General features: G+C 70.0%; 20 protein-coding genes and 3 pseudogenes. 8 read left to right on the forward strand and 15 right to left on the reverse strand.

The genetic code is table 11. The features are described from left to right. Nucleotides 1–6: 6 nt before the first annotated feature. From GRC12_RS11690 to GRC12_RS11705, 4 genes are all read right to left on the reverse strand, one after another. On the reverse strand, nt 7–1,548 hold the full coding sequence (locus GRC12_RS11690) for a PucR family transcriptional regulator (RefSeq protein ID WP_308286529.1): 1,542 nt from the start codon (nt 1,546–1,548) through the stop codon (nt 7–9). Between the two features lie 58 nt (nt 1,549–1,606). After that, nucleotides 1,607–2,086, reverse strand: a complete 480-nt coding sequence (locus tag GRC12_RS11695) for a dirigent protein (protein ID WP_244372642.1) — start codon at nt 2,084–2,086, stop codon at nt 1,607–1,609. A 2-nt stretch (nt 2,087–2,088) separates the two neighbouring features. Continuing rightward, complete coding sequence (locus GRC12_RS11700; protein WP_208779139.1) at nt 2,089–3,564, reverse strand: aldehyde dehydrogenase family protein; 1,476 nt, start codon at nt 3,562–3,564, stop codon at nt 2,089–2,091. Nucleotides 3,565–3,652: 88 nt separating this feature from the next. After that, nucleotides 3,653–5,176 carry an APC family permease gene (locus tag GRC12_RS11705; protein WP_208779140.1) on the reverse strand — a complete coding sequence of 508 codons (1,524 nt, stop codon included), beginning with the start codon at nt 5,174–5,176 and terminating at the stop codon, nt 3,653–3,655. A gap of 198 nt (nt 5,177–5,374) precedes the next feature. Between GRC12_RS11705 and GRC12_RS11710 the strand changes: the two genes are divergently transcribed. Further along, the gene (locus GRC12_RS11710; RefSeq protein ID WP_308286530.1) at nt 5,375–6,124 is read left to right on the forward strand and encodes a FadR/GntR family transcriptional regulator; all 750 of its coding nucleotides are present in this window, start codon (nt 5,375–5,377) and stop codon (nt 6,122–6,124) included. Nucleotides 6,125–6,169: 45 nt separating this feature from the next. Further along, complete coding sequence (locus tag GRC12_RS11715) at nt 6,170–6,910, forward strand: cache domain-containing protein (RefSeq protein WP_208779141.1); 741 nt, start codon at nt 6,170–6,172, stop codon at nt 6,908–6,910. A gap of 108 nt (nt 6,911–7,018) precedes the next feature. On the opposite strand, the gene GRC12_RS11720 is transcribed toward GRC12_RS11715, so the two are convergent. After that, nucleotides 7,019–7,192 carry a hypothetical protein gene (locus GRC12_RS11720; RefSeq protein WP_208779142.1) on the reverse strand — a complete coding sequence of 58 codons (174 nt, stop codon included), beginning with the start codon at nt 7,190–7,192 and terminating at the stop codon, nt 7,019–7,021. A gap of 47 nt (nt 7,193–7,239) precedes the next feature. Here GRC12_RS11720 and GRC12_RS11725 point away from each other — a divergent pair, with 47 nt between their 5' ends. After that, nucleotides 7,240–7,578 (forward strand): hypothetical protein, encoded by a 339-nt coding sequence (locus GRC12_RS11725; protein WP_244372643.1) that lies wholly within the window; start codon nt 7,240–7,242, stop codon nt 7,576–7,578. A gap of 429 nt (nt 7,579–8,007) precedes the next feature. Here the strand turns inward: GRC12_RS11725 and GRC12_RS11730 are convergent, their stop codons facing one another. The 5 genes from GRC12_RS11730 to GRC12_RS11750 form a co-directional block, all read right to left on the reverse strand. Beyond that, nucleotides 8,008–8,637, reverse strand: a complete 630-nt coding sequence (locus GRC12_RS11730; protein ID WP_208779143.1) for an OsmC family protein — start codon at nt 8,635–8,637, stop codon at nt 8,008–8,010. Continuing rightward, nucleotides 8,597–10,084, reverse strand: a complete 1,488-nt coding sequence (locus tag GRC12_RS11735; protein WP_208779144.1) for an MFS transporter — start codon at nt 10,082–10,084, stop codon at nt 8,597–8,599. The genes GRC12_RS11730 and GRC12_RS11735 overlap by 41 nt, the downstream gene beginning before the upstream one ends. Further along, nucleotides 10,085–10,906 (reverse strand): TauD/TfdA dioxygenase family protein, encoded by an 822-nt coding sequence (locus tag GRC12_RS11740; RefSeq protein WP_208779145.1) that lies wholly within the window; start codon nt 10,904–10,906, stop codon nt 10,085–10,087. Between the two features lie 95 nt (nt 10,907–11,001). After that, complete coding sequence (locus GRC12_RS11745) at nt 11,002–12,306, reverse strand: O-acetylhomoserine aminocarboxypropyltransferase/cysteine synthase family protein (RefSeq protein ID WP_208779146.1); 1,305 nt, start codon at nt 12,304–12,306, stop codon at nt 11,002–11,004. Then, on the reverse strand, nt 12,303–13,364 hold the full coding sequence (locus GRC12_RS11750) for an isopenicillin N synthase family dioxygenase (RefSeq protein WP_208779147.1): 1,062 nt from the start codon (nt 13,362–13,364) through the stop codon (nt 12,303–12,305). Before GRC12_RS11750 ends, GRC12_RS11745 begins: the two co-directional genes overlap by 4 nt. A 434-nt stretch (nt 13,365–13,798) precedes the next feature. On the opposite strand from GRC12_RS11750, the gene GRC12_RS47110 reads away from it, so the two are divergent. After that, nucleotides 13,799–14,044, forward strand: a complete 246-nt coding sequence (locus GRC12_RS47110; RefSeq protein ID WP_439959880.1) for a membrane dipeptidase — start codon at nt 13,799–13,801, stop codon at nt 14,042–14,044. Between the two features lie 148 nt (nt 14,045–14,192). Here GRC12_RS47110 and GRC12_RS11760 read toward each other — a convergent pair. Further along, nucleotides 14,193–14,797, reverse strand: a pseudogene (locus GRC12_RS11760) (hypothetical protein). Between the two features lie 344 nt (nt 14,798–15,141). On the opposite strand from GRC12_RS11760, the gene GRC12_RS11765 reads away from it, so the two are divergent. Continuing rightward, a complete protein-coding gene (locus GRC12_RS11765) occupies nt 15,142–15,741 on the forward strand; it encodes a dihydrofolate reductase family protein (RefSeq protein ID WP_208779149.1) in 600 nt (199 codons plus the stop codon). A gap of 53 nt (nt 15,742–15,794) precedes the next feature. On the opposite strand, the gene GRC12_RS11770 is transcribed toward GRC12_RS11765, so the two are convergent. Together GRC12_RS11770 and GRC12_RS11775 are read right to left on the reverse strand one after the other, a co-directional pair. Then, complete coding sequence (locus GRC12_RS11770; RefSeq protein WP_208779150.1) at nt 15,795–15,980, reverse strand: hypothetical protein; 186 nt, start codon at nt 15,978–15,980, stop codon at nt 15,795–15,797. 253 nt (nt 15,981–16,233) lie between these two features. Continuing rightward, nucleotides 16,234–16,740: a hypothetical protein gene (locus GRC12_RS11775; RefSeq protein ID WP_308286531.1), complete on the reverse strand. Its 507-nt coding sequence runs from the start codon at nt 16,738–16,740 to the stop codon at nt 16,234–16,236. 213 nt (nt 16,741–16,953) lie between these two features. Here GRC12_RS11775 and GRC12_RS11780 point away from each other — a divergent pair. Next, nucleotides 16,954–17,274, forward strand: a pseudogene (locus GRC12_RS11780) (transposase); the annotation flags it as partial. Between the two features lie 89 nt (nt 17,275–17,363). Here GRC12_RS11780 and GRC12_RS45490 read toward each other — a convergent pair. Then, nucleotides 17,364–17,627: pseudogene (locus GRC12_RS45490) on the reverse strand (flavodoxin family protein); the annotation flags it as partial. 160 nt (nt 17,628–17,787) lie between these two features. Between GRC12_RS45490 and GRC12_RS11785 the strand changes: the two are divergent. After that, nucleotides 17,788–18,246, forward strand: coding sequence for an SRPBCC family protein (locus GRC12_RS11785; RefSeq protein WP_208779151.1), 459 nt, complete (start codon nt 17,788–17,790; stop codon nt 18,244–18,246). A 413-nt stretch (nt 18,247–18,659) separates the two neighbouring features. Here GRC12_RS11785 and GRC12_RS11790 read toward each other — a convergent pair whose 3' ends face one another. Next, nucleotides 18,660–19,061, reverse strand: coding sequence for a winged helix-turn-helix transcriptional regulator (locus tag GRC12_RS11790; RefSeq protein ID WP_208779155.1), 402 nt, complete (start codon nt 19,059–19,061; stop codon nt 18,660–18,662). A gap of 55 nt (nt 19,062–19,116) precedes the next feature. Here GRC12_RS11790 and GRC12_RS11795 point away from each other — a divergent pair, with 55 nt between their 5' ends. After that, nucleotides 19,117–20,052, forward strand: a complete 936-nt coding sequence (locus tag GRC12_RS11795; RefSeq protein ID WP_208779152.1) for an alpha/beta hydrolase family protein — start codon at nt 19,117–19,119, stop codon at nt 20,050–20,052. The last annotated feature ends 469 nt before the right edge of the window (nt 20,053–20,521 follow it).

The raw sequence follows: 20,521 nt of genomic DNA on the forward strand, positions 1-20,521 counted from the left end.
CTCCGGTCAGCCTGCTCGGTCGCTGCATCCGGGCTCCTGCCAGGCGGACAACGCCAGCAGGAGCTCGGCGCGCACGTGCGCCGAGTCGAGGTCCGCCGCGCCGAGCAGGCCGCGCACCCGCTCCATGCGGCTGCGCAGGGTGTGCCGGTGCACGCCGAGAGCCGCCGAGGCCGCCTCCCACTGACCGTTGTGTTCCAGGAAGGCGCGCAGCGAGACGAGCAGGTCGGTGCCGTGGGCGGTGTCGTGCGCGGCGAGCGGAGCCAGCTGCGTCTCAGCCAGAGTCACGAGGATCTTCCTCGTCTCCGGCGTCGCGGCGAGGAGGTGGCCGGCCAGGGACTCGAAGGGCACCACTGCCAGGCTGCCGCGGGCCTCGGCGACCGATGCGGCGTTCAGGGCTTCGCTCAGCGCGGCCGCTCCGTCATCCAGGTCGTGGACGGCGCTCAGGCCGGCCCAGGCGCGCGACCTCAGTCGAGCCCGCGCGCCGTCGGTGACCGTCTGTGCCGTGACCGCGTGAGCGGCCGGCAGCAGCACCACCGCGCATCCGCCGTGTCCGCGGCCGAACAGGGGCAGGCCACGCTCGGCCAGCTCCGTTCCCACCGCATCCAGGGCCAGGCGGGGGCTGCCGCCGCGCAGGGCGAGGACGCGGATGCCATCACGGACGGGAAAGCCCGCGTCGGTCAGGTGGTCGAGCGCGGTGGACGCGGTGATGGAGCCGTCCAGCAGCATCCGCAGGAACAGCGCGTTGACGCGGTTCTGTTCGTCGCGCAGCCGCAGCGGCTTCTCGGCCTCGAGAGCGACCAGCGAGGCGGCGTGCCCGAGCAGGAGGTGGTCGACCGGCGTGAGGGTCCGGCCGGCGGCCAGGACCAGGCGACCGTGGACGCGCGGTCCCACCCTGACCTGCTGGACCGCCATCACGCCGTCCTGACCGGCGCTCACGGCGGCCGCCGCATGTTCCGGGGAGGGCAGACCGGTGATCAGCGCCGCCTCGGGTGCCGCGGCGTCGGGCGGATGAGCCGCGCGCACCCTGCCGTCCCGGTCCAGGAGGACGACGGAGGTGCCGGTGGAGACGGCCAGCTCCCGCACCACGGCCTGGGCCCCGCCGTGCAGCGCGGCCCGGGTCATCCGCGGCTGGATGCGGGAGGCGCGTACGACACCCTCGTACTGCTGTTCCGCCAGACGTTCCATGACCGCCTTGACGACGGCCGCGAACGGTGTGGGAAGCGGGACCTCCAGCAGCGGCAGCCCGGCCGCCTCGGCCGCGGCGACCAGTGCCTCCGGCACGCGCTCGTGCGACAGACCGACCCCGAAGCCGACGGCGGCCACTTCGGCTTTCACCAGAGCGCGGACGTACTCCTCGCAGGCACCCAGGTCCGTGGACAGGCGGAGACCGGTGGTGAGCAGCAGCTCACCACCGGTCAGCCAGGGTGCGGGGTCGGCCAGTTCGATGCTGTGCGCCCAGGCCACGTCCCGGTCCAGGCCACCGCTGCCCGTCAGCACCCGCAGACGCAGATCCTGACGCCGTACCAGCCAGGCAAGCGGCACACCCACCGCACTCACCGCCCATGACATACAGAAATAGAGGTAAAGCGTCGCCTGAGCCGGGAGGTCAACGCTCCACCGCGAACGTGAAGTCGTAGGCGCTTCCCTTGGCGTCGCGGGCGTGCAGGTGCATCTGCCCGCGGGCCGTGCGCCACTTGCCCGTTCCGCCGGTGATCGCGAGCGTGGAGTCCGCCGCGTCGTAGAAGGGGCCCTGGACGACGATCGAGCCACCATGGAGGGTGGTGGTCCAGCTGCACTCCCATGCTGTGCCGACCTTGGTGCGGATACAGGAGCCCTGGTCGCTGCCGACCTTGTGTCCGGCCGTGTCGAACACGGGGTTTCCGAAGGCCAGTTGGTCGCCGAGGCTGTCTCCGTGCGGGCCGAGGTCGACGACCGTGTCGGTGTCGGCGTGCTCGATCAGGGTGAAGACGGCGGGACCGGCGCGGTGCCCCGCCGGCCTGTTGTCCGCCTGCGCCACGGAGACACCCGCGACGAGGGCCCCGCAGGCGGCAGCCGCGAGAACAGCCGTGAGACGGGACTTCCGCATGGTCACCAGCCTCCTTCGGCACGGCGGTCGTTGCGCACTTCGCTGTCTCCGAGGTCGAAGACGAGCAGCTTGGACTCGGTGAAGGTGTCGAGGAACCAGCCGGAGAGTTCCCGGCCGACGCCGCTCTTGCCGGTGCCGCCGAAGGGGGCCAGCTGGTCCCAGTAGTTGCTGGTCTCGTTGATGTTGACCGTGCCGTGCTGCAGGGCCTCCCCCACGCGCCACGCGGTGGCGAGGTCCCGGGTCCACAGGGACGCGATCAGGCCCAGATCGCTGGAGTTGGCGATCTGTACGGCTTCCTGCACGGAGGAGACCTTGATGACGGGGGCGACGGGGCCGAAGGTCTCCTCCTGGGCGATGCGCATGTCGGGCGTGACGCCGGTGAGGATCGTCGCGGGGAAGAAGAGGCCCTCCTCCTTGCCGAACTGCGCGACGTCGGCGCCCCGGTCACGGGCGTCCCGCACATGCTCGGCGATGCGCCGAAGGCTGGCCTCGTTGCGCACCGGTCCCATGTCGGTGTCTTCCAACGCCGGGTCGCCGATGCGGAGTTGGGCGGCGCGTTCGGTCAGCTTGGTGACGAACTCGTCGTGCACGGCCTCGTGGACCAGAAGCCGTTCCGCCGAGGTGCAGACCTGTCCGGCGAAGTAGAAGCAGCCGTTGACCGCGGCCTCGACGGCGGCGTCGATGTCCGCGTCGGGAAGGATGATGAAGGGGCCGTCGCCGCCGAGTTCGAGCAGGTGCGGGCGCAGAGCCGCGGCGCGGGCGATGCGTTCTCCGGTGGCGGTGGATCCGGTGAAGAACAGGCCGTCGACACCGGGATGGTCGACCAGGGCGGCTCCGACGTCGCCGAACCCGTGCACGACGTTGATCACGCCGTCGGGCAGGCCGGCCTCGGTGAAGATCTCGGCCACGAGGTTGCAACTGATCGGCGCGTACTCCGAGGGCTTCCAGACAGCCGTGTTGCCGGCGGCGACGATGTGCGCCAGCGCGATGGAGGAGATGTCGGTGGGGAAGTTGTACGGGGTCACGACACCGACGACGCCCAGCGGGCGGTAGTTCATGACCAGCCGCTTGTTGTTGGTCTGCTCCTGCGTGGAGGGGAACGACAGACCCCGGTGGCGCAGGACCTCCTCGCCGGCCTTCTGCCAGGCAGGGGCCGCGTACTCGATGACCTCCTCGCGGGCCTCCGCGACGGTCTTGCCGATCTCCAGCGTCAGCACCCGGGCGACGTCCTCGGCCCGCTCGGCGAAGAGCGCGTGGACCCGGCGAAGGATCTTGACCCGCTCGATGAGAGGCGTGGCGGCCCACTGCGGCTGGGCCCGACGGGCGGCGGCGACGGCGCGCTGGACGTCCTGAATGTCGCAGCGGCTCACCTCCGCGATCAGCTCGCCGGACTGCGGGGAGTGCACGGGGAAACTGCCCGCGCCGCCGTCCAGCCATGAGCCGTCGACGAGCGCCCTGGTGGGCAGGTGTGTGGACATGGTGGTCTCACCTTCGATTGTCAGCGTCACGTCGACCGCGACGGACGTAAGGGAAGGGTGGTGGGAAAAACCGCGCCGCGAAGGCGCCTCAGACGGACGTGCGTGACGAGGACGGCGTCGACGTGTCGGGTGCCGCCAGCGCGTCGCCCGCCGGGGCGTCGCCCCGCTCGTGCGGCTTGGCGACCGCCATGTACAGGGCGCCCACGCCCACCACGACGACACCGCTGACCAGCACGATGTAGTTGTCGTACCAGGGCGTGCCGGGCGTGCGCGGCCAGCTGATGTTGACGAGCGCGACGATCCCGTAGACCAGGGCGCCGATCGTGACCGGAAGGCCCCACCGCTCCAGCCGGTACTCGCCGGACGGCCGCCAGCCGCGCAGCCGCGCCCGTAGGGAGGCGAAAACGACCATCTGGAAGGCGAGGTAGATGCCGAGGGTGGAGAAGGAGATGATCTTCACCAGGGCGTCGGCGGAGTAGGCGGAGCCGACAATGATCAGGCCGGGAAGGACCGCCGAGAGCAGCAGGGCGTACGGCGGCACCCGGAGGCGTTCGGAGAACGTCGCCAGCACACGGCTGCCGGCGATCATCCGGTCGCGGGCGAAGGAGTAGGTGAGTCGGCTGGCCGCGGCCTGCAGACTCATGGCACAGGAGATGAAGGAGAGCAGCACGACGACCAGGACGGCTCGGGCGCCACCGCTGCCGAAGGCGTCGGTGAGCACGGTGGTCACCGGGTCGGCGTCCTTGCCCGAGATCACGGCACCGAAGTCGCTGACGGAGAGGATGAGGGCGAGACACACCGCCATCGCGGCGGCACCGCCGATGTAGATGGTGCGCCGCATCGAGGTCGGGATGCGCCGGCCGGGGTTGGGCACCTCCTCGGCCACGTCACCGCACGCCTCGAAGCCGTAGTACTGGAAGACGCCGATGAGCGAGGCGGCCGCGAAGGCGTAGAGGTACGAGTGGCTGCCCTGGGATCCAAAGCTGTGGAACAGCACGCCCAGGCCGTGGTGCCGGTCGGCGATCAGCAGCCAGGCGCCCACCACGACCGCTCCGACGATCTCGGCCACGAAGCCGAACACGGCGACGGCCGACAGCACCTTCGTACCGCCGAAGTTGATGACCGTGGCCAGCAGGAGGAGCGCCAGCGCGCACATGATCGTCGTCGTGGTGCTGGAGGCGAAGCCGAACACCGCGGCGACGTACGGTCCTGCGCCGTAGGCGACCGCCGAGATGGTCGACAGCAGCGCGAGGAGATAGATCCACCCCGTCATCCAGCCCCACTTCCGCCCCCACAGCCGCCGGGCCCACGGGTACACCCCGCCGGCCACCGGGAACTCGGCGACGACCTCGCTGAAGACCAGGGCGACCAGCAGCTGACCGACGCCCGCGATCACGAAGGCCCAGATCATCGGCGGACCGCCGGCCATCAAGGAGGCCGCGAACAGGGTGTACACGCCGACGACCGGCGAGAGGTAGGTGAAGCCCAGGGAGAAGTTCGCCCACAGGCTCATGTCGCGCTTGAACTCGGACTTGTAACCGAGAGCGGCGAGTCGCTGGGCGTCGACGTCTGCTTCGGCGGGGGATGGCGGGGACTGCGTGGCGTCGTTCATCGACGGGCTCCTTGAGGGAAACACGCTGTGGGCCGCAGGGCGGCGGGGCAGAGGCCGTGGGGGAAGGCGACGACGACCGGCGTGTCCGGCCGGTCGAGTGCGGAAAACCTACTACATTGAAGTTCAAAGGACAATGGTTTCACTGATAGCCTGGAAGCGATCTCTCGTACACGGATCTGCGACGTCTGAGGAGGGGCTGTGGCCGCACCCGACGGCCGCTCGCCGGTGATGAGCGCCGCCTTCGCGCCGCTGAGCGACTCCGGCCGCGCGGACATGGTGGTCCGCCGGGTCGCCGAAGCGGTCACCATCGGGTTGATGGCGGACGGAGAGCAGCTCCCGAGTGAGAGCGACCTCGCCTGCCAGCTCGGGGTTGCCAATGGCACCGTCCGCGAGGCTCTGGCCATCCTGCGCGAGCAGGGACTCGTGGAGACCCGGCGCGGACGCAACGGCGGCAGCTTCATCCGCAGCCCGGAGGAGGGCCTGACCAGGATCCATCAGGCCCGTCTGAGGGAACTGGGCATCTCGGAACTGCGCGATCTCGGCGACGAGCAGTTCGCCGTCTCGGGCGCCGCGGCCCGCTTCGCCGCCGAACGCGCCCCCTCGGATCTGGCGAAGAGCCTGGACCGCCTGGTCACGGCCCTGCGCAAGGCCGAGTCCCCCGCCGAACGACGCAAGGCCGACGCCCGCTTCCACATCGAAGTGGCCGTCGCCGCGCAGTCCGTCCGGCTGACGCGGCTGGAGGTCCGGCTGCAGGCGGAACTGGGCCCGCTCCTGTGGCTTCCGGGGGGCGACGGGCCCGACGCGTCGGCATTCGCCGACCAGCACCACGAGATCCTGGTGGCCATCATCGCCGGTGACTCGGCCGAGGCCCGCCGTCTCGCCGAGGAACACACCGTCGCCGGCGCCCGCCATCTGGTACGTACCCACCTACGGTTGACCGACGCCTGACCCGGTGGCGCACCCACGCGCCACCCTCCTTGACGGAGCACAGTGATGACCAGCACCCCAGCCACCGGCATCGTCCAGTGCAGCGATTCCATCCGGGACGCGGTGGAATCCGTCTTCGCGGCGCTGGCCGTCCTGGAGACCGAAGCGCGCGAGCGTCTGAGTGCGGTCGGCCGCAGGCGCACGCATCCCGGGACCAGCGACCTCGCCGCCCTGCGGCCCACGATCCAGGCCCTGCTGCGCGAGCAGGGCGACAGGTTCAACGGCACGGGTGTCGTCATGGCGCCGGATGCGCTCACCGACGCCGTCTTCCATCTCGAGTGGTGGCAGCGCACCGCGGACCAGAGCTCCCGGCCCCTGCGACTGAACCTGGATCCGCACAGCGAGAGCTTCTACGACTACACCCTCAAGCCGTGGTTCGTGATCCCCCGCGAGGAGGGTCACGGCACGGTCATGGGCCCCTATGTCGACCTGCACTGCGCCGGCCTCTACATCCTGACCTTCACCCGGCCGCTGACCGTGCGCGGGGAGTTCGTCGGCGTCGTCGGGGCCGACATCCCGGTAGCCGCCTTCGAACAACTCGTCATCCCCTCGCTCAAACATCTGGGCGGCGAAGCCGTGGTGATCACCAACGAGGGACAGGTCCTGGCCGCGAACACACCCACGTGGGCCGTCGGGGAAATGGCCCGCGAACTGCTGGCCCCGGGCTCCCGCGTGTCACGGGCAGCGGTACCGGCAGCGGAGGTCGACTGGAGCGTGATCCGTGTGGAGTCCGCGGCTGCCGACTGAGCGGTGACTGACATCGCCACGAAGCCAGGCTGATCGAACCGGCCCGAACACGGCGGCCGGCGACGCGACCACCCTGCGGCGAGGTTGACCAGGGCGGCGTGCGCCGTGTCACGGTCCACAGCCGGTTTTCCGGCTGACGATGTGCACACCGTAGCCGTCTTCCAGCATCACCAGGTCGCGGGCGATGTCCGCAACCGGCGTGGACGGCGTGGACGCGCCTTCGGCACGCCCGACGAGGACCGTCGTGTACAGGGCGACCTCGCGGGCGAACGGCGAGGACATCAGCGCGGAGTGGTGCCGACTGCGGTCGGCGAGCCCATGGCGGCTACATGGATGCCGCCCGCCTCTTCTACACAGGCGTGTACGGGAGTTGGAGCGGGCCTCTCCTGACGGCGATCGCCGTGATGTTCGTCTTCGCACTTCTCACCCAGGGCAGTGCCTGGATGATCGCCGACGACCGCGACGCGGCAGCCGTCTTCGGCGTCGTTCTCACCGTCGCCATCACCACCCTCATGCTCTCGTACCTCACGTTGCGGGCGCTGCTCGTCCGGCGCCTGCGCCACCCCCGAGCCGACCGTCCCTACCGAGCTCGCGCCGGCCTGGACCGGCGTGGACCGCGGCGCTCCGGCCGCCGCGCGATGACGGCCGGCCCACTCGGCGGAGCCTGAACGGGCAGGGAGGTGCGGGGTGTGGCGCTGACCAGGCCGCGGCGGCCAACAGGATTCGTGTTGACTCCCTCCGCGATGCGATCCGAAACGGCGACGCCCACGACGAGGACGCCTCACGCATCCGCCCTGGCACCGCACACAGCGCCCTGGCCGGTCACGCCCCCAGCACGCGACGCCCGTCCGTCCACAACCCGGCCTCCGGCGCCGTCGCCCTGCCACAACAGAGGGCGCTCGCCCGGCGGCGGAGGTCGACGTCCGACCTGTCTGCCAGTCCGACTGTGCGGCACCGATTGGGCAGGCGCTGCATGACCGGCCCCGTTCCCCTGACCAGTCCTGAGAGAACGCACCAGCGCATGGGCGCACGTTCCGCGCGTCAACGCACGCCCGGCACAGGGGCTTTCACGCATTGCGGTCATCGGCCGACCCTTGTCAGATCTCCTGCGGACTTCCGGTCAGCACGACCCGTCCGGTGATGTGCTGCGGGTTGATCAGCAGGTTGTAGATCGGGCACTTGCGCTCGACCGCCTCGTGGAGTTCGCGGATACGTTCCTTTCCCGCGGGTGAGGTGATGTGCACGGTGTAGGAGATGTTGTGCGGGTAGATCGGCACCTCCTCGAAGCCGGGTTCCCCGGCGCGTGGGTCCTGGTCCGCTTGGACCTCGACCTCCAGGGAGTCGAGCGGTATGCGCAGGTCGGCTGCCTGGATGAGGAAGACGTGGGTGAGGCAACTGGACAACACGCCGAGCTGGATCTCCGGGGAGGCGGGCCCGAGGTCGTAGCCGGCGAAGTCCAGCGGGGAGTCGCTGAGGATCTGGTGGTGGCGGATGCGGATACGCCGTACGCCGCTGCGTTCCTCGGCCTTGGTGCGGGCCCGCAGCCGGTTCGGCTCGGTGACGGGAGCGGTCCGCTGGGCCTGCCGTCTGGCGAGCAGGGCGGCCCGCTTGACCTCCAGGTAGGCGCGCAGCCCGGGCCGGGGGTCGGGTGCCGTGTCGAGCACATGCTCCGGTTCTTCCGGGCTCCTACCGTTCTTGCGGGCTGCGGTCGTCGTAGTGCCGGTCATCTCGGGGACTCCTCCGGGTAGGGAATTCCGGTTTCGGTGAACGGGGAGCGGGGGTGGCTCCGCGCAGTCGCGACAGCACCAGCGCGGCGGCGAGCAGCCCGGCGCAGACGCAGGAGGCGAACGCGTACGCGGCTCGTGGGCCACTGCCCGCGGACGAGCCGGAGGCGGAGTGCAGATAGACCGCCGATACGGCGCTGAGGCAGACGGCGGCCGCGATGCGCTGGGCCATCTGCAGGATGCCGCCGCCCACGCCGGCGGCCTCGGCCGGCGCGTGCTGAAGGACCTGGGTCTGGTTGGGTGAGACGGAGAGCCCGCCGGCGGCACCCGACAGCAGTTGTGTCACGGCGAGGAGGACCGGCAGGGCGGCGGACGGCGCGAGGAACGCGGCCACCGCCCCGCCCAGGGCGGCGCAGATGCCGATCGCCAGGCCGACGTTCACCGTGCGCGGTCCGATCCGTCGCACCAGCCGCCAGGCGAGTGCCGAGGAGACACCCATCGCGATGGCCGAGGGGAGCGAGACCGCCGCCGTGAGGAGGGCGGACAGACCGAGCCCGTCCTGGAGGAAGACGGTGAGCACGAGGGACGCGGCGATCGAGGAGCCGAACTGGGCCATGGCGACGGCCGTGCCCAGCAGGTACGGCTTCGACGCCGCGAGCGCCGGATGGACCAGCGGCACCCGGCCCCTGCGGACCCGCAGCCGCTGGTGCACGGTGAAGGCACAGGCCAGCACGGCCACTCCGGCCGCCCACAGAAGTGCCTGTCCCCCGCCGTCCGGTGTGCGGATGAACGGCACCATCAGCGTCAGTGTGCATCCGCAGGCCAGGGTGAGGCCAAGAACGTCCAGCCGGGAGTCGCGGGCGGTACGCCGGGGCGGTGGCAGCCAGCGGGCCGCGAGGAACAGGGTGAGCACCGCGCACGGTGCGCTCAGCAGGAGACAGTACCGCCAGCCGGCCTCGAGCCCGAGCCCGGCGACCAGAACACCGCCGAGCGGTGGGCCGAGTGCCGCGGCGACACCGCCCGTCACCGCGTACAGGCCGAGCGCTCGGCCTCGGTCGAGCCCGTGGAACACGTCCTGGACGGTGCCGATCACCTGGGAGTTGACGAGCCCCGCCGCGGCGCCCTGCACCAACCGCGCGCCGATCACGATTCCCGGCCCACCGCCGGTCGCGGCCGCCACCCCCGCCAGGAGGAACACGGCTACGCCTGCGATGAAGAGCCACTTGCGGCCGTGCAGGTCTCCGAGGCTGCCCCCGGGTACGAGGGCCACTCCGAAGGCCAGTGAGTAGCCGGCCACGATCCACTGGATGTCCGCCGCACCGGCCCCGAGCGAGTGCCGCATGCTCGGGATCGCGATGTTCAGAACTGCCTGGTCCAGCAGGGTCGTTGCCCCGGCGGCCATGCACACCAGCAGTACGCGGCGGGAAGCGCGGTCTTCTCCCGGGAGCATTCAGGCGTGCCGCTCCGTGATGCCCGCGTCCGGCTCCACACCGAGGACCTTGCGGTAGACGCGTTCGCCGTCGCCGTAGTCGTCGACGGCGTAGTGCCAGGTGGCCCGGTTGTCCCAGAGGACGAAGTCGCCGGGCTTCCAGCCGAACCGGATCGTGTAGTTCGGCGAGGAGGCGTGCCGGAGCAGATGGTCGAGCAGCACCCTGCTCTCGGCCGGGGTCACTCCGGTGAGTTGCTTCGCCGAGCTGCTGATGAAGAGGCCCTTGCGGCCGGTGACCGGGTGGGTGAGGACGACCGGGTGCTCGACGGGTTCGCCGGGAGCGTTCTTCTTGCTGCCCTGCGCGTAGTTCTCCGCGCTGCCGTCGTAGAGGGCGCCGACCGATTCCAGCAGCACCTTGAACGGTTCTGACAGGTCGTCGTACGCGGCCTGGAGGTCCGCCCACAGGGTGTGGCCGCCCAGCTCGGGCACCACCTCGTACGTCAGGGACTCGATCGCGAAAACGGGGTCGCGCCACAGGCCGCCGATGTGCCAGGTGCTGGCCTTGCCGGTCTGCTTCACGTTGTACGGGTAGACCAGCGGGTTGGCCGGGTGCTTCACGGCGGTCGGGTGGTCGAAGGGCCGAGCGAAGACTCTGACGGCGGCCACCTGCTGATCGGGCGTCAGGTGCTGGCCCCGGAACACGAGGACCTTGTGCTCGCGGAAGGCACGGCGCAGTTCCTCGGCGGTGATGTCGTCGACGGGTGCGGTCAGGTCGACGCCGACGACTTCGGCGCCGAAGCGGGGGCCTGCCCGGAGGGTCTCGAAACGGGCGACGGTGGTCATGGCGTTCTCCTTTGTGTGGTCAGGAGGTCCTGGGCAGCGGGGGCGGCCCGAGGTGGTCGGGGAGCGGCGGGCTTCTCGGGGGCGTGCGGTGGGTGTCATACGGCGGCTGCTCGCAGACTCGCGTCGAGGTCGGCGATCAGGTCGTCGACGCCTTCGAGGCCGACCGACAGCCGCACCAGACCGGGCGTGACCCCGGCCGTCGCCTGCTGAGCGGGATCCAGCTGGGCGTGGGTGGTGGAGGCGGGGTGGATGACGAGGCTGCGGACGTCGCCGATGTTGGCGAGGTGGCTGAACAGCCGGACCCCTTCGACGAAGCGCCGGCCCGCCTCCAGACCGCCCACGAGTTCGAAGGAGAGCACCGCTCCGGCGCCACGCGGCAGATACCGCTTGGCCTGGGTCTGCCACGGACTGGAGGGCAGTGCCGCGTAGTGCACCCGCGTCACCTGGGGCTGGTCCTCCAGCCAGGAGGCGAGCGCGTGGGCGTTGGCGACGTGCCGTTCGACGCGCAGGCTCAGTGTCTCCAGGCCCTGCAGGAGCAGGAAGCTGTTGAAGGGGGAGACGGCCGGGCCCAGATCGCGCACCAACCGGGTGCGCAGGCGCAGGGCGTAGGCGAGTCCGAGGCCGGCGAAGGAGTCCCAGAAGGAGAGCCCGTGGTACGTGGGGTCCGGGCCGGTCAGTCCGGGCCAGCGGCCGGGGTCCGCACCGAAGTCGAAGCGTCCGCTGTCCACGACGACCCCGCCGATGCCGGTGCCGTGGCCGGAGAGGAACTTGGTGGTGGAGTGCACGACGATATCGGCGCCGTGTTCGAGGGGCCGCAGCAGGTAGGGGGTGAGCACGGTGTTGTCGACGACGAGCGGGACACCGGCCTCGTGGGCGATGCGGGCGACCGCCTCGGTGTCGAGTACGTTGCCGCGCGGATTGCCGAGCGTCTCGCCGAAGAACGCCTTGGTGGCGGGCCGTGCGGCCGCGGACCAGGCGTCCAGGTCGTCCGTGTCGTCGACGAAGGTGACCTCGATGCCGAAGTCGGCGAACGTGTGCTCAAGGAGGGTGCGGGTGCCGCCGTACAGGGACGCCGAGGCGACGATGTGGTCGCCCGCGCGGGCCAGGTTGAGCAGGGCGAGGCTGGTCGCGGCCTGCCCGCTGGCCACGGCGACCGCCGCCGAACCGCCCTCCAGGGCGGCGATCCGCTCCTCCGCCACCGCGGTGGTCGGATTCGACAGGCGCGTGTAGGCGTGGGTGGCGAGGTCGGCCAGTTCGAAGGCCGCGGCGGCATGCCCGGTGTCCCGGAAGACATAGCCGGCGGTGGCGTGGATCGGCACCGCCCGCGCGCCGGTGGCCGGGTCGGGGACCGTGCCGGCGTGCACCTGCCGGGTCTCGAACGCCCAGTCGGCGGTGCTCATCGGCCGTTCTCCCTCCCCCGCTCTCGGCTTCGCTCGAGCGGGGGGACCCCCACCGCCAGCACATCGGACCACCAGCGCTCGGCGACCCGCGGATGCGAGCGCAGCCAGCCGACGACCGCGTTCTCGCCGAAGGCGGCGAGCAACGGGTTGTCCGGGTCGTCGGTGACGCCCCGGCTCAACGCGGCCAGTTCGGCGGGGAGTTCCAGCGGCTTGACGACCGCGTCCAGGCGCGGACCGAGGAAGAAGGGGATCGAGTAGCGGTCGACGCCCGGCTGCGGGCTGACGACTCGGTGCCGTGTGGCTTTCAGATACCCCTGGGTGGCGATCTCCAGCATCTCCCCGATGTTGAACACGAAGGCGTCGGGCACGGGCACCGCGTCGATCCAGCCGCCGTCCTCGCGCTGCACCTGGAGTCCGCCGACGTCGTCCTGCTGGAGGAGGGCGAGGTAGCCGTAGTCCTTGTGCGCGCCCACTCCCTGGTCGGCGTCCTGCGCGACCCGCGGCGGGTAGTGCACGATCTTCACGTGGACGGCGGCCTCGTCGTCGAACCACTGGTCGAAGTAGCCCTCGTCCTGTCCGAGTGCCGCGGCGAGGGCGCGCAGCACCTCCCGGCTGACGCGCAGCGCCTCCGCCTGCCAGCGCAGCACGATGTCCTTGAGGTCCGGGAGCGCCGAGGGCCACTGGTTCGGGCCGATCAGGCGCAGGTAGTCGGGGTCGTCCGGGCCGGTCGCCAACGCCGCCCGCTCCGGGCCGATGTCGATCTGCTCCCGCCAGTCGGCGCTGCCCGCCGTGTACTCGGTCCCGGTGCGTGTGTAGCCGCGGAACTGGGGCGAGTTGAGGTTCTCGATCTCCAGCCGCCGCTCCTCGGGCAGGGCGAAGAAAGCGCGAGCCGCGGTCAGTGCCTCGTCCCGCAGGGCCGCGGGGACACCGTGTCCGGTGACGTAGAAGAAGCCCACCTCGTGTGCCGCGGACCGGAGTTCGGCGAGAAAGGCGGCCCGGTCCGTGTCCGTGCGAAAGCGGGAGATGTCGATGACGGGCAGGGTTGTGAGGTGAACCATGGGAGTTCCTTCGCGGCAACGGCGGCCGACCGGCCCTCGCAACCCGCCCTGGACAGGGGCTAGTCGGAGGCAGCCGGAACGAGCAGACAGAAAGAAGGGAACGAGGTCGCGGGCCGTGGGACGGCGGTCAGCAACAGACCTGGTCGAACTGGTCGGCGCGGCGGCTCACCCAGAACGGGTCGAGCAGCACCGTGTGTGCCGTGCCAGAGGTCTCCATGCCCGGATGAAAGCACACCCGGGATGGGTGCGTCCACCACGCGTTCCAACCCTCGACGCGTGGGGTGCCCCAGGTGAAGCCTCGGCGGATCCGCCGGCCGCGCGCACCCTGCCCCGGCGAGGATGCGGCGTGGGTGGCCGCGGAGCACGCGAAGGTCTTCGGCGCGCCGCCCGCCGACCGGCTGAAGAGGTGGCTCGAAGCCCACCCCCCTCCGAAGGTGGCGGTCGCGCAGGTCGCCGACCGTGTCGAACACGCCCGTGAGGTGGCCGGCGTGGACCACATCGGTTTCGGTGACCACGACGGCGTGCACCATCGTCCGACCCGTCTCGCCGACGTCTCCGGCTACCGGTCCTGTTGCATGAACCACGCTCGCCGGGCCGAGCGAGGTGCAGTGAGCGGATCGGTATCAAACGGGCGCGGGCCCTTGCCGCACGTATCCGGTACCCCGCCGCAGGGTGGGTGAGCGCTCCGGCGTGCGACGGCTCAACCGCCGGCATGTCGACGACTGCCCCACACAGGTCACGGCAGCGGGCTGCAGTGATCACGCGTCGTCCGGCCGCAACCAAGCAAAACGAGAGCACCCAAGCCCCGCCACAGTGTGCGAGTGCGTGTCAGGGGCGGGAGGCCGGTGCGAGGGCGGACGTACGGCGTGCGGCACTGCGGTAGGTGGAGATGCCCACGGCGAGCAGCCAGTAGCTCAGCAACGCCCCCATCAGGGCCGTGCTGCCCCACCCGTTCGCCGCATAGAAGTGCGCGGGGGTGTTGCCGAAGAACAGGGACGGCACGAAGGCCAGGTTCACCGCGGCGAGGACGTAGGCCGAACGGCCAGTCCAGCCGGGAAGCAGGTGCGCGCGGGTGACTGCGTAGCCGACCGCGGTCAGGAAGAGCGCGAGCAGCAGGCGGCCGATCGAACCGTAGAGGATGTACGTGCCGCTGACCGTGATGGTCGGGTCGATCGGATGGTCGGCGGCGATGACCGCGCCGGCCTCCAGCCCGCCGGAGACCAGGGTGACGGTCGCGTAGACCAGTCCGGTGGCGAAGGCCATCGTGCCCACCCATTCGTGGGCGGGGCTCACCTGCTTGATCAGTTCACGCAAGCCCGTGACGAACAGGATCAGAACTGCCAGAGCGACGATGCCGATCAGCAGCCGCGACAGCACGCCGCCGCCGCGATACCGGCCAGTCCCGTCAGGCGCCTGGCGATGATGTCGTTCACGTGGTTCCCCCCGAAGTGAGTGTGGTCAGTGCCCAGTTGCATGTCGGTGTGGTGCCGACGAGGAAACTCTCCCGCGCACGGCGCGCCACGTCGCTGGCCCTGAACACCGAACGGGGGGTGGGGCTGTGGACACCTACCGGGCGGGACGTAGACCGCCCGGCCGGAACAGGGATGTCCACAGCAACGCGTCACGGAGGCTCGCCGGCGACGGGCGGTGGCGTCGTACCACCGCCCGGCCCACACCAAAGCGACGCAGCCGGATTCACTCAACGAGCGATGAGTACGCCGGTCGGCGGCGGTCTTTACGTCTGGACAGCACGCGCCGCACCGGAAGGAGCTTGATCATGACCGTGAGTGCCAGCTTCTGCATGTCCCTCGACGGGTTCGTTGCCCGTCCGGACAACAGCGTCGGCCCCCTGTTCGACTGGTACTCCAACGGCGACGTCGAGGTGCCGATGGTCGGCTATCCGATCACGTTCAGGGTCGCCGAGGCCAGCTCGGACTATCTGCGGGAGCAGATGGACTTCGCCCGGCGCAGCGCGTTCGTCTGCGGCCGTCGGGTATTCGACTACACCGGCGGCTGGGGCGGCAATCCACCCGGCGGCGGACACGCGTTCGTGGTCACCCACCGTGAACCGCCCACGGACTGGCCCGCGGAACGACTGGCACCCTTCACGTTCGTCCACGACGGCGTCGCCAGCGCAGTCAGTCAGGCCAAGGCCGCCGGCGACGGCAACGTCGGCGTCTCCGGCCCGAACATCGCACAGCAGTGCCTGAACCTCGGCCTGCTCGACGAGATCCGGATCGATCTGGTACCCGTGTTCCTCGGCGGGGGTGTCCGCTACTTCGAAGACATCCACAACGACAAGGCCGAGCTCGAGCGGGTCGAGGTGGTCGAGGGCGAAGGTGTGACACATCTGCGTTACCGCGTGCACTACCGCTGACCGCCATCAATCACGTTCATCGCTGTGGTGGATCGCGAAGATCCACCGGATCGTCAGGTGGCAGGTTGGGGAAGTTCGCCAACGTGTACCTTCACGACCTTCACGTGCGTGCATCCGGCGGCTTTCAGGGCTCGCCTGCGCCAGATGGCGGCCTGCTTGTCAAAGACGCCGGCGGACGCCTGTGCAGCGCCGTCGGGATCGGTCCACGTCAAGCCGTAGCGTCGCACTGCGGTCGTCATGAACTCGGTCCTCTCCACTCACAGCAGCTCTCGAACACCATACGCACGGTTTCGCCGGTCCATGCGCGTCAGCAGCTTTCTACAATGCGCTCTTCCAGTCGTTGTTTCAGCGTTGACGGCCGCGTCCGGACGGGTTCAGGGCAAGGGTGGCCAGGTAGATTCGCTTGAGGACGGCGGTCTCAGTGGGGAAATGCCCGCCCCGAGGGACGCCCCGCATCATCATCGAACTGCTCGGGTCGTAGGCACCGCAGCGTCACGTGTTCTGACAAGCCGTGGCCTTGAAGTCCTCTATGGAGAGGGTGATGGCGGATTCGTCGCCGTTGTCCGAGATGCTTTCGCAGCGGACCTTTCCCGGGGTGAGCCTGTCCCGATCGGCCAGGGTGAAGGAAATGCTGCTCGCTGACGACGAGTTGTCTTTCGTCCAGCCGTAGAGCGCGTAGGTGGTCTTGGCGGTGAGCGGGGCGAGGGATCTGGTTGTGGTCCAGCCAGCGGCGGGAGAGTCGAGGGTCCAGGTGGCGAGGCCAGACGTGAGGGGCTGGTCGGCGGTCCATGAGCCGACCGTCACCTGCTTATCGACGTCGTCGCTGTCCACGTAGAGGGTCGCGCCATCAATCTGATGTCCGCAGACCATCATGACCCCGAGCAGATGGCCGTCGGCGGTCACGGAGATGCCGGCGACGGCGTCGTCGGGAACGGTGCATCCTGAGGTGGTGGCCAGGGCCACGCTGACCGAGACGGCGCCGACGAAGCGCCGGAACACCGGACGTAAAGTGGTCGACCGCAACCTAGCCCCCTGCCCGGGGTGCGCTTGAGGCCCCCTGCCCGGGATGGTAGGGGGTGAGCTGGTCTGGCCGTAGCGTCGCCATCCACTCGTTGTGGGCTCGTTGTTGCCTTGTAGTCGGACGACTGGGTCAGCCCGGTCACGGGACCGACGACCAAGATCCAGCCCGCTGGCAGGACATCCGAGGCTCTGATGGGCCGCATCGCGGGACGGTCTGCCCGAGTGAACCACTTCGGCGGGCGCGGGAGTTCGTGCTCGGGCTCTTGTCGGACCTGCCGCGCAAGATTTGCTGGACGCTGGCTGAGCACGCCGGCCATGCCACCCGTACGGCTTGCAGCATCTGCTGTCGAGGGCGAACTGGGATGCTGATGCGGTCCGGGACGATCTGCGCAGCTTCGCCTTCGAGCAACTGCGTGATGAGGATGCGGGGTTGGTGGTCGATGAGACCGGCGAACTGAAAAGGGCACTGCCACCGTCGGCGTGCAGCGCCAATTCACGGGCTCTGCCGGGCGCGATCCCCCCTGGGCCGGGATCGGGGCTCGTTCACCGCCGAGGGTGAGCCCTGGTCCGCTCAAGCGGTGAAGAGGGTCAGCAGGGTGGCGATCTTGCCGTCTCGGACGGTCGTACAGGGCCGGCCACTCGTCCGTCGCGAATCCGTGCTCGGTCATGTCGGGGTAGACGCCGGTGGCGATGTCATGGTCGACGGCGCGAATCTCGGCCGTGGTGACCCCGCGCGCCATCATGATCGCCGCGCTCTTGTCGATAAGCCCCTGAGTGTGACTCTGCTGCGGTGACGGTTTGAGGGTGCAGTTGATGAACAGGGCGGTGAGGTCGTCGAAGCGGTAGCTGTCGTCGGTGGCGTTCACGGCGGCTCCTTGGGCACGAGATGGTGTTTCGTCCCGGGACGGGGACGGATCCCAGCTGCAGCCTCTCGCGTGTATCTCCGTTTGTCGCGCTTTGTCCGCCATCCGTCATACTTCCGACCGATCCCGCGCGGAATCGAACGTCGGCTGGGATCCTGGCCCTGTGGCAATCGACGTGACGGTGCGGCGCGTGATCCCGCTGCCGCCCGAGCGGGTGGCGGCGTACGCCATGGACTGGCGCAACGACAGCGACTGGACCCAGGGCATCCGCCGGGCCGAGCTCACCAGACCAGCGGACGGCGGCGGCTTCGGAGTGGGCGCCGAGGTGAGCCGTACGGCGTTTTTCCTCCGCCGGCGCATCGACTACGTCCTGCGAGTGATCGCGTACGAGCCGCCATGGCTGATGGACATGATCGCCACGGCCTCCCCCATGCCCATGCGGGTCACCTACACCTTCGAGGCCCACCCCGGCGGCACCCTGGCCGGCATCCGGGTGCGCGGCGGTCCAGGCGGCCTCCTTCGCATGGCGGCACCTCTGATGTCCCGCCAGGTCCGCTCCAGTCTGACCAAGGACCTGCGTGACCTCGAACACCGGCTCACCCGCCCGGAAGATGGCCGGTGACGGCCCTGCGAGGTGTGGCTGGTCCAGCGCGTCTGTGAGCGGCTGGGCAAGGGTGCCGGCATGGACTCATCGCCGGCTGCCCGCCACCGCTGACCAGCCCTATGGCCGTGATCAACCGGGGGCAGCACATCGCGCCGCTGTCGCTGCCGATGCTCGACCTGCGGCGCGTCGCCTGCGGGCCCCCGGAGCGACCGGGTTCAGTGGGTGTGCCATGGACCGGCCGCGCTGGTAGCCGCGGCACAGGCCGGGGGTGGCGGTGAGGGCGTCGGTGTCGCCGTCGCGGAGTGCGGCGAGTGTGAGGCGGCGCGCGGTGTCTTGTCGGCGGCGAGACGGATGCGACGGATCAGTCCGCTCCACCGCCCAACCGAGTTCTGTTCCTCGCGCCTCCGGTGCTGCCTTGAGATGAAGGTCTCTCAGTTGATTGACTTGGCGGCTGCCGACTCCCGGAAGTCGACGACGGCTTCGCCGTTGGTTCGAGCCCACTCGGTCAGGGTCACGATCGGCTCCTGGAGTGTCTGGCCGAGCGTGGTCAGGCTGTACTCGACCCGCGGCGGCGCTTCGGCGTACACCTGCCGGTCGACCAGGCCGTTGCTCTGCAGGCGGCGAAGGGTCTGCGTCAGTACTTTGCGCGAGATCCCGCCGGACAGCGTGACGAGTTCGCTGTGTCTCTTGGGTCCACCGGTGAGAGCGAACAGGACAAGGACGGACCACTTGTTGGCGATGATCTCGATCGCCAGCCGTGCGGGGCAGTCGGCGAGGAACATCGTGCCCGCTTCGAGGTCCTTTGCCGCGCTCGTCAGGTCGGCTGTCGTCATGTTCACGAGCCGAAGGTTACCTTTTGGTACCTATCGGCTTCCTAACGTCGACGTCATGGAACTTCACTCCGGCCAGAGCCGCCCCACGGCCCCGCTCGACCGTCAGGTCATCGCCGTCAAGCCCATCGCCGTTGCCACCACCGACCGCGGAATCGACCTGCAGGTCAAGGTCACCGCACCGGTCGACGGGAGAGACCTGCCCGTCATCGTCTTCTCCCACGGCAACGCCTGGTCGATGGACGGCTACGAGCCCCTCGTCGACCGCTGGGCCGCTGCCGGGTTCGTCGTGGTGCAGCCCACCCATCTGGACTCCCGCCGCCACGGCATCGGCTTCGACGATCCCCGTTTCGCCAGCATCTGGCGCGTGCGGATAGCCGATCTGCACAGTGTTCTGGACGGCCTCGGTGACATCCTCGACGAGGTCGGCGGTCTGGCCGAGCGCGTCGACCGCGATCGCGTCGCTGTCGTCGGGCACTCCTGGGGAGCACAGACCGTCGGAGCCCTCCTGGGCGCCCGCGTCCTCGACTCCGAGGGCAACCCGGGCGAGGACTTCTCCCACTCCGCCGTCAAGGCGGGCGCGCTCATCGCGGCGGCCGGAGCCGGGGACGCCCTGACGCCCTTCGCGCTCACGTATCTCCCGTTCGCGCGCCCGGACTTCTCCGGCATGACCTCCCCCGCCCTGGTCATCGCCGGCGGAAAGGACCAGTCGGTGATGACGACCCGCGGACCGGAATGGTTCACCGATGCCTACCACCTCAGCCCGGGCCCGAAGCGGCTGCTCACCATCGCCGAGGCCGAGCACCTCTTCGGCGGAATCTCCGGCGAGGCCGCCAAGGACACCACCGACGAGGACCCCGCCCGCGTCGTCCTCGTCGCCGACGCCGTCTCCGCCTACCTGCACGATGTCCTCAGCGCCGACGCACGAAGCTGGCAGGCCCTGGAGGACCGAATCAGCCACAGCACCGGCGCCTTCAGCACCGAGAGCAAGTAGGTGCTTCGCGGCCCGGCTCGCCATCTGACGGGTCGTTCCCGAGCCCCAGGTCAGGAGAGGGCGAGACCGGGAGTGTCCGCGCTGCGGGCGGGCACGGTGGGGTTGTTGGCCGGGCTCGCCGTGCCGCTGCTGGAACGCCTGGCTGTCGCGACGGCCAGCTCTGACTCTTGTCTGCGCTTCCACGGCCCGTGGTGACCGGCGAGGTTCACAAGCTCGCATGCTTCATCGCGGGGGCCGTCAGCCGGCGGATCCGGTAGGGGCTGGCAACCTGGGTGCGGCGAGCACCGGCGGGGGCATCCGCGATCGAGCTCCGGCCTGCTTGGCCCTGGCGCCGGTTCCGTCCGGGCCGGTTGGCGGTCGTCGCCGGTCGTCCTCGCGGGTGAGCGGGGGTGGTCGGCGACGTCTTCGGTTCAGGCGGCGATGGTGGAGTCCGTCCGTTGCTTCGTGCGGGTCGGGGCGGGTGTGTGGG

The sequence above is a fragment of the Streptomyces griseorubiginosus genome (assembly GCF_017614965.1).
In the GTDB taxonomy this organism is placed as follows: domain Bacteria; phylum Actinomycetota; class Actinomycetes; order Streptomycetales; family Streptomycetaceae; genus Streptomyces; species Streptomyces griseorubiginosus_B.

Bases quoted from the DNA above. Each gene is read 5' to 3' on its own strand.
- GRC12_RS11695 (WP_244372642.1), bottom strand. From the start codon at position 2,086: ATGCGGAAGTCCCGTCTCACGGCTGTTCTCGCGGCTGCCGCCTGCGGG.
- GRC12_RS11740 (WP_208779145.1), bottom strand. From the start codon at position 10,906: ATGACCACCGTCGCCCGTTTCGAGACCCTCCGGGCAGGCCCCCGCTTC.
- GRC12_RS11745 (WP_208779146.1), bottom strand. From the start codon at position 12,306: ATGAGCACCGCCGACTGGGCGTTCGAGACCCGGCAGGTGCACGCCGGC.
- GRC12_RS11790 (WP_208779155.1), bottom strand. From the start codon at position 19,061: ATGACGACAGCCGACCTGACGAGCGCGGCAAAGGACCTCGAAGCGGGC.
- GRC12_RS11750 (WP_208779147.1), bottom strand. From the start codon at position 13,364: ATGGTTCACCTCACAACCCTGCCCGTCATCGACATCTCCCGCTTTCGC.
- GRC12_RS11730 (WP_208779143.1), bottom strand. From the start codon at position 8,637: ATGACCGGCACTACGACGACCGCAGCCCGCAAGAACGGTAGGAGCCCG.
- GRC12_RS11735 (WP_208779144.1), bottom strand. From the start codon at position 10,084: ATGCTCCCGGGAGAAGACCGCGCTTCCCGCCGCGTACTGCTGGTGTGC.
- GRC12_RS11770 (WP_208779150.1), bottom strand. From the start codon at position 15,980: ATGACGACCGCAGTGCGACGCTACGGCTTGACGTGGACCGATCCCGAC.
- GRC12_RS11720 (WP_208779142.1), bottom strand. From the start codon at position 7,192: ATGTCCTCGCCGTTCGCCCGCGAGGTCGCCCTGTACACGACGGTCCTC.
- GRC12_RS11765 (WP_208779149.1), top strand. From the start codon at position 15,142: ATGACCGTGAGTGCCAGCTTCTGCATGTCCCTCGACGGGTTCGTTGCC.
- GRC12_RS11725 (WP_244372643.1), top strand. From the start codon at position 7,240: ATGGATGCCGCCCGCCTCTTCTACACAGGCGTGTACGGGAGTTGGAGC.
- GRC12_RS11715 (WP_208779141.1), top strand. From the start codon at position 6,170: ATGACCAGCACCCCAGCCACCGGCATCGTCCAGTGCAGCGATTCCATC.
- GRC12_RS11795 (WP_208779152.1), top strand. From the start codon at position 19,117: ATGGAACTTCACTCCGGCCAGAGCCGCCCCACGGCCCCGCTCGACCGT.
- GRC12_RS11705 (WP_208779140.1), bottom strand. From the start codon at position 5,176: ATGAACGACGCCACGCAGTCCCCGCCATCCCCCGCCGAAGCAGACGTC.
- GRC12_RS11700 (WP_208779139.1), bottom strand. From the start codon at position 3,564: ATGTCCACACACCTGCCCACCAGGGCGCTCGTCGACGGCTCATGGCTG.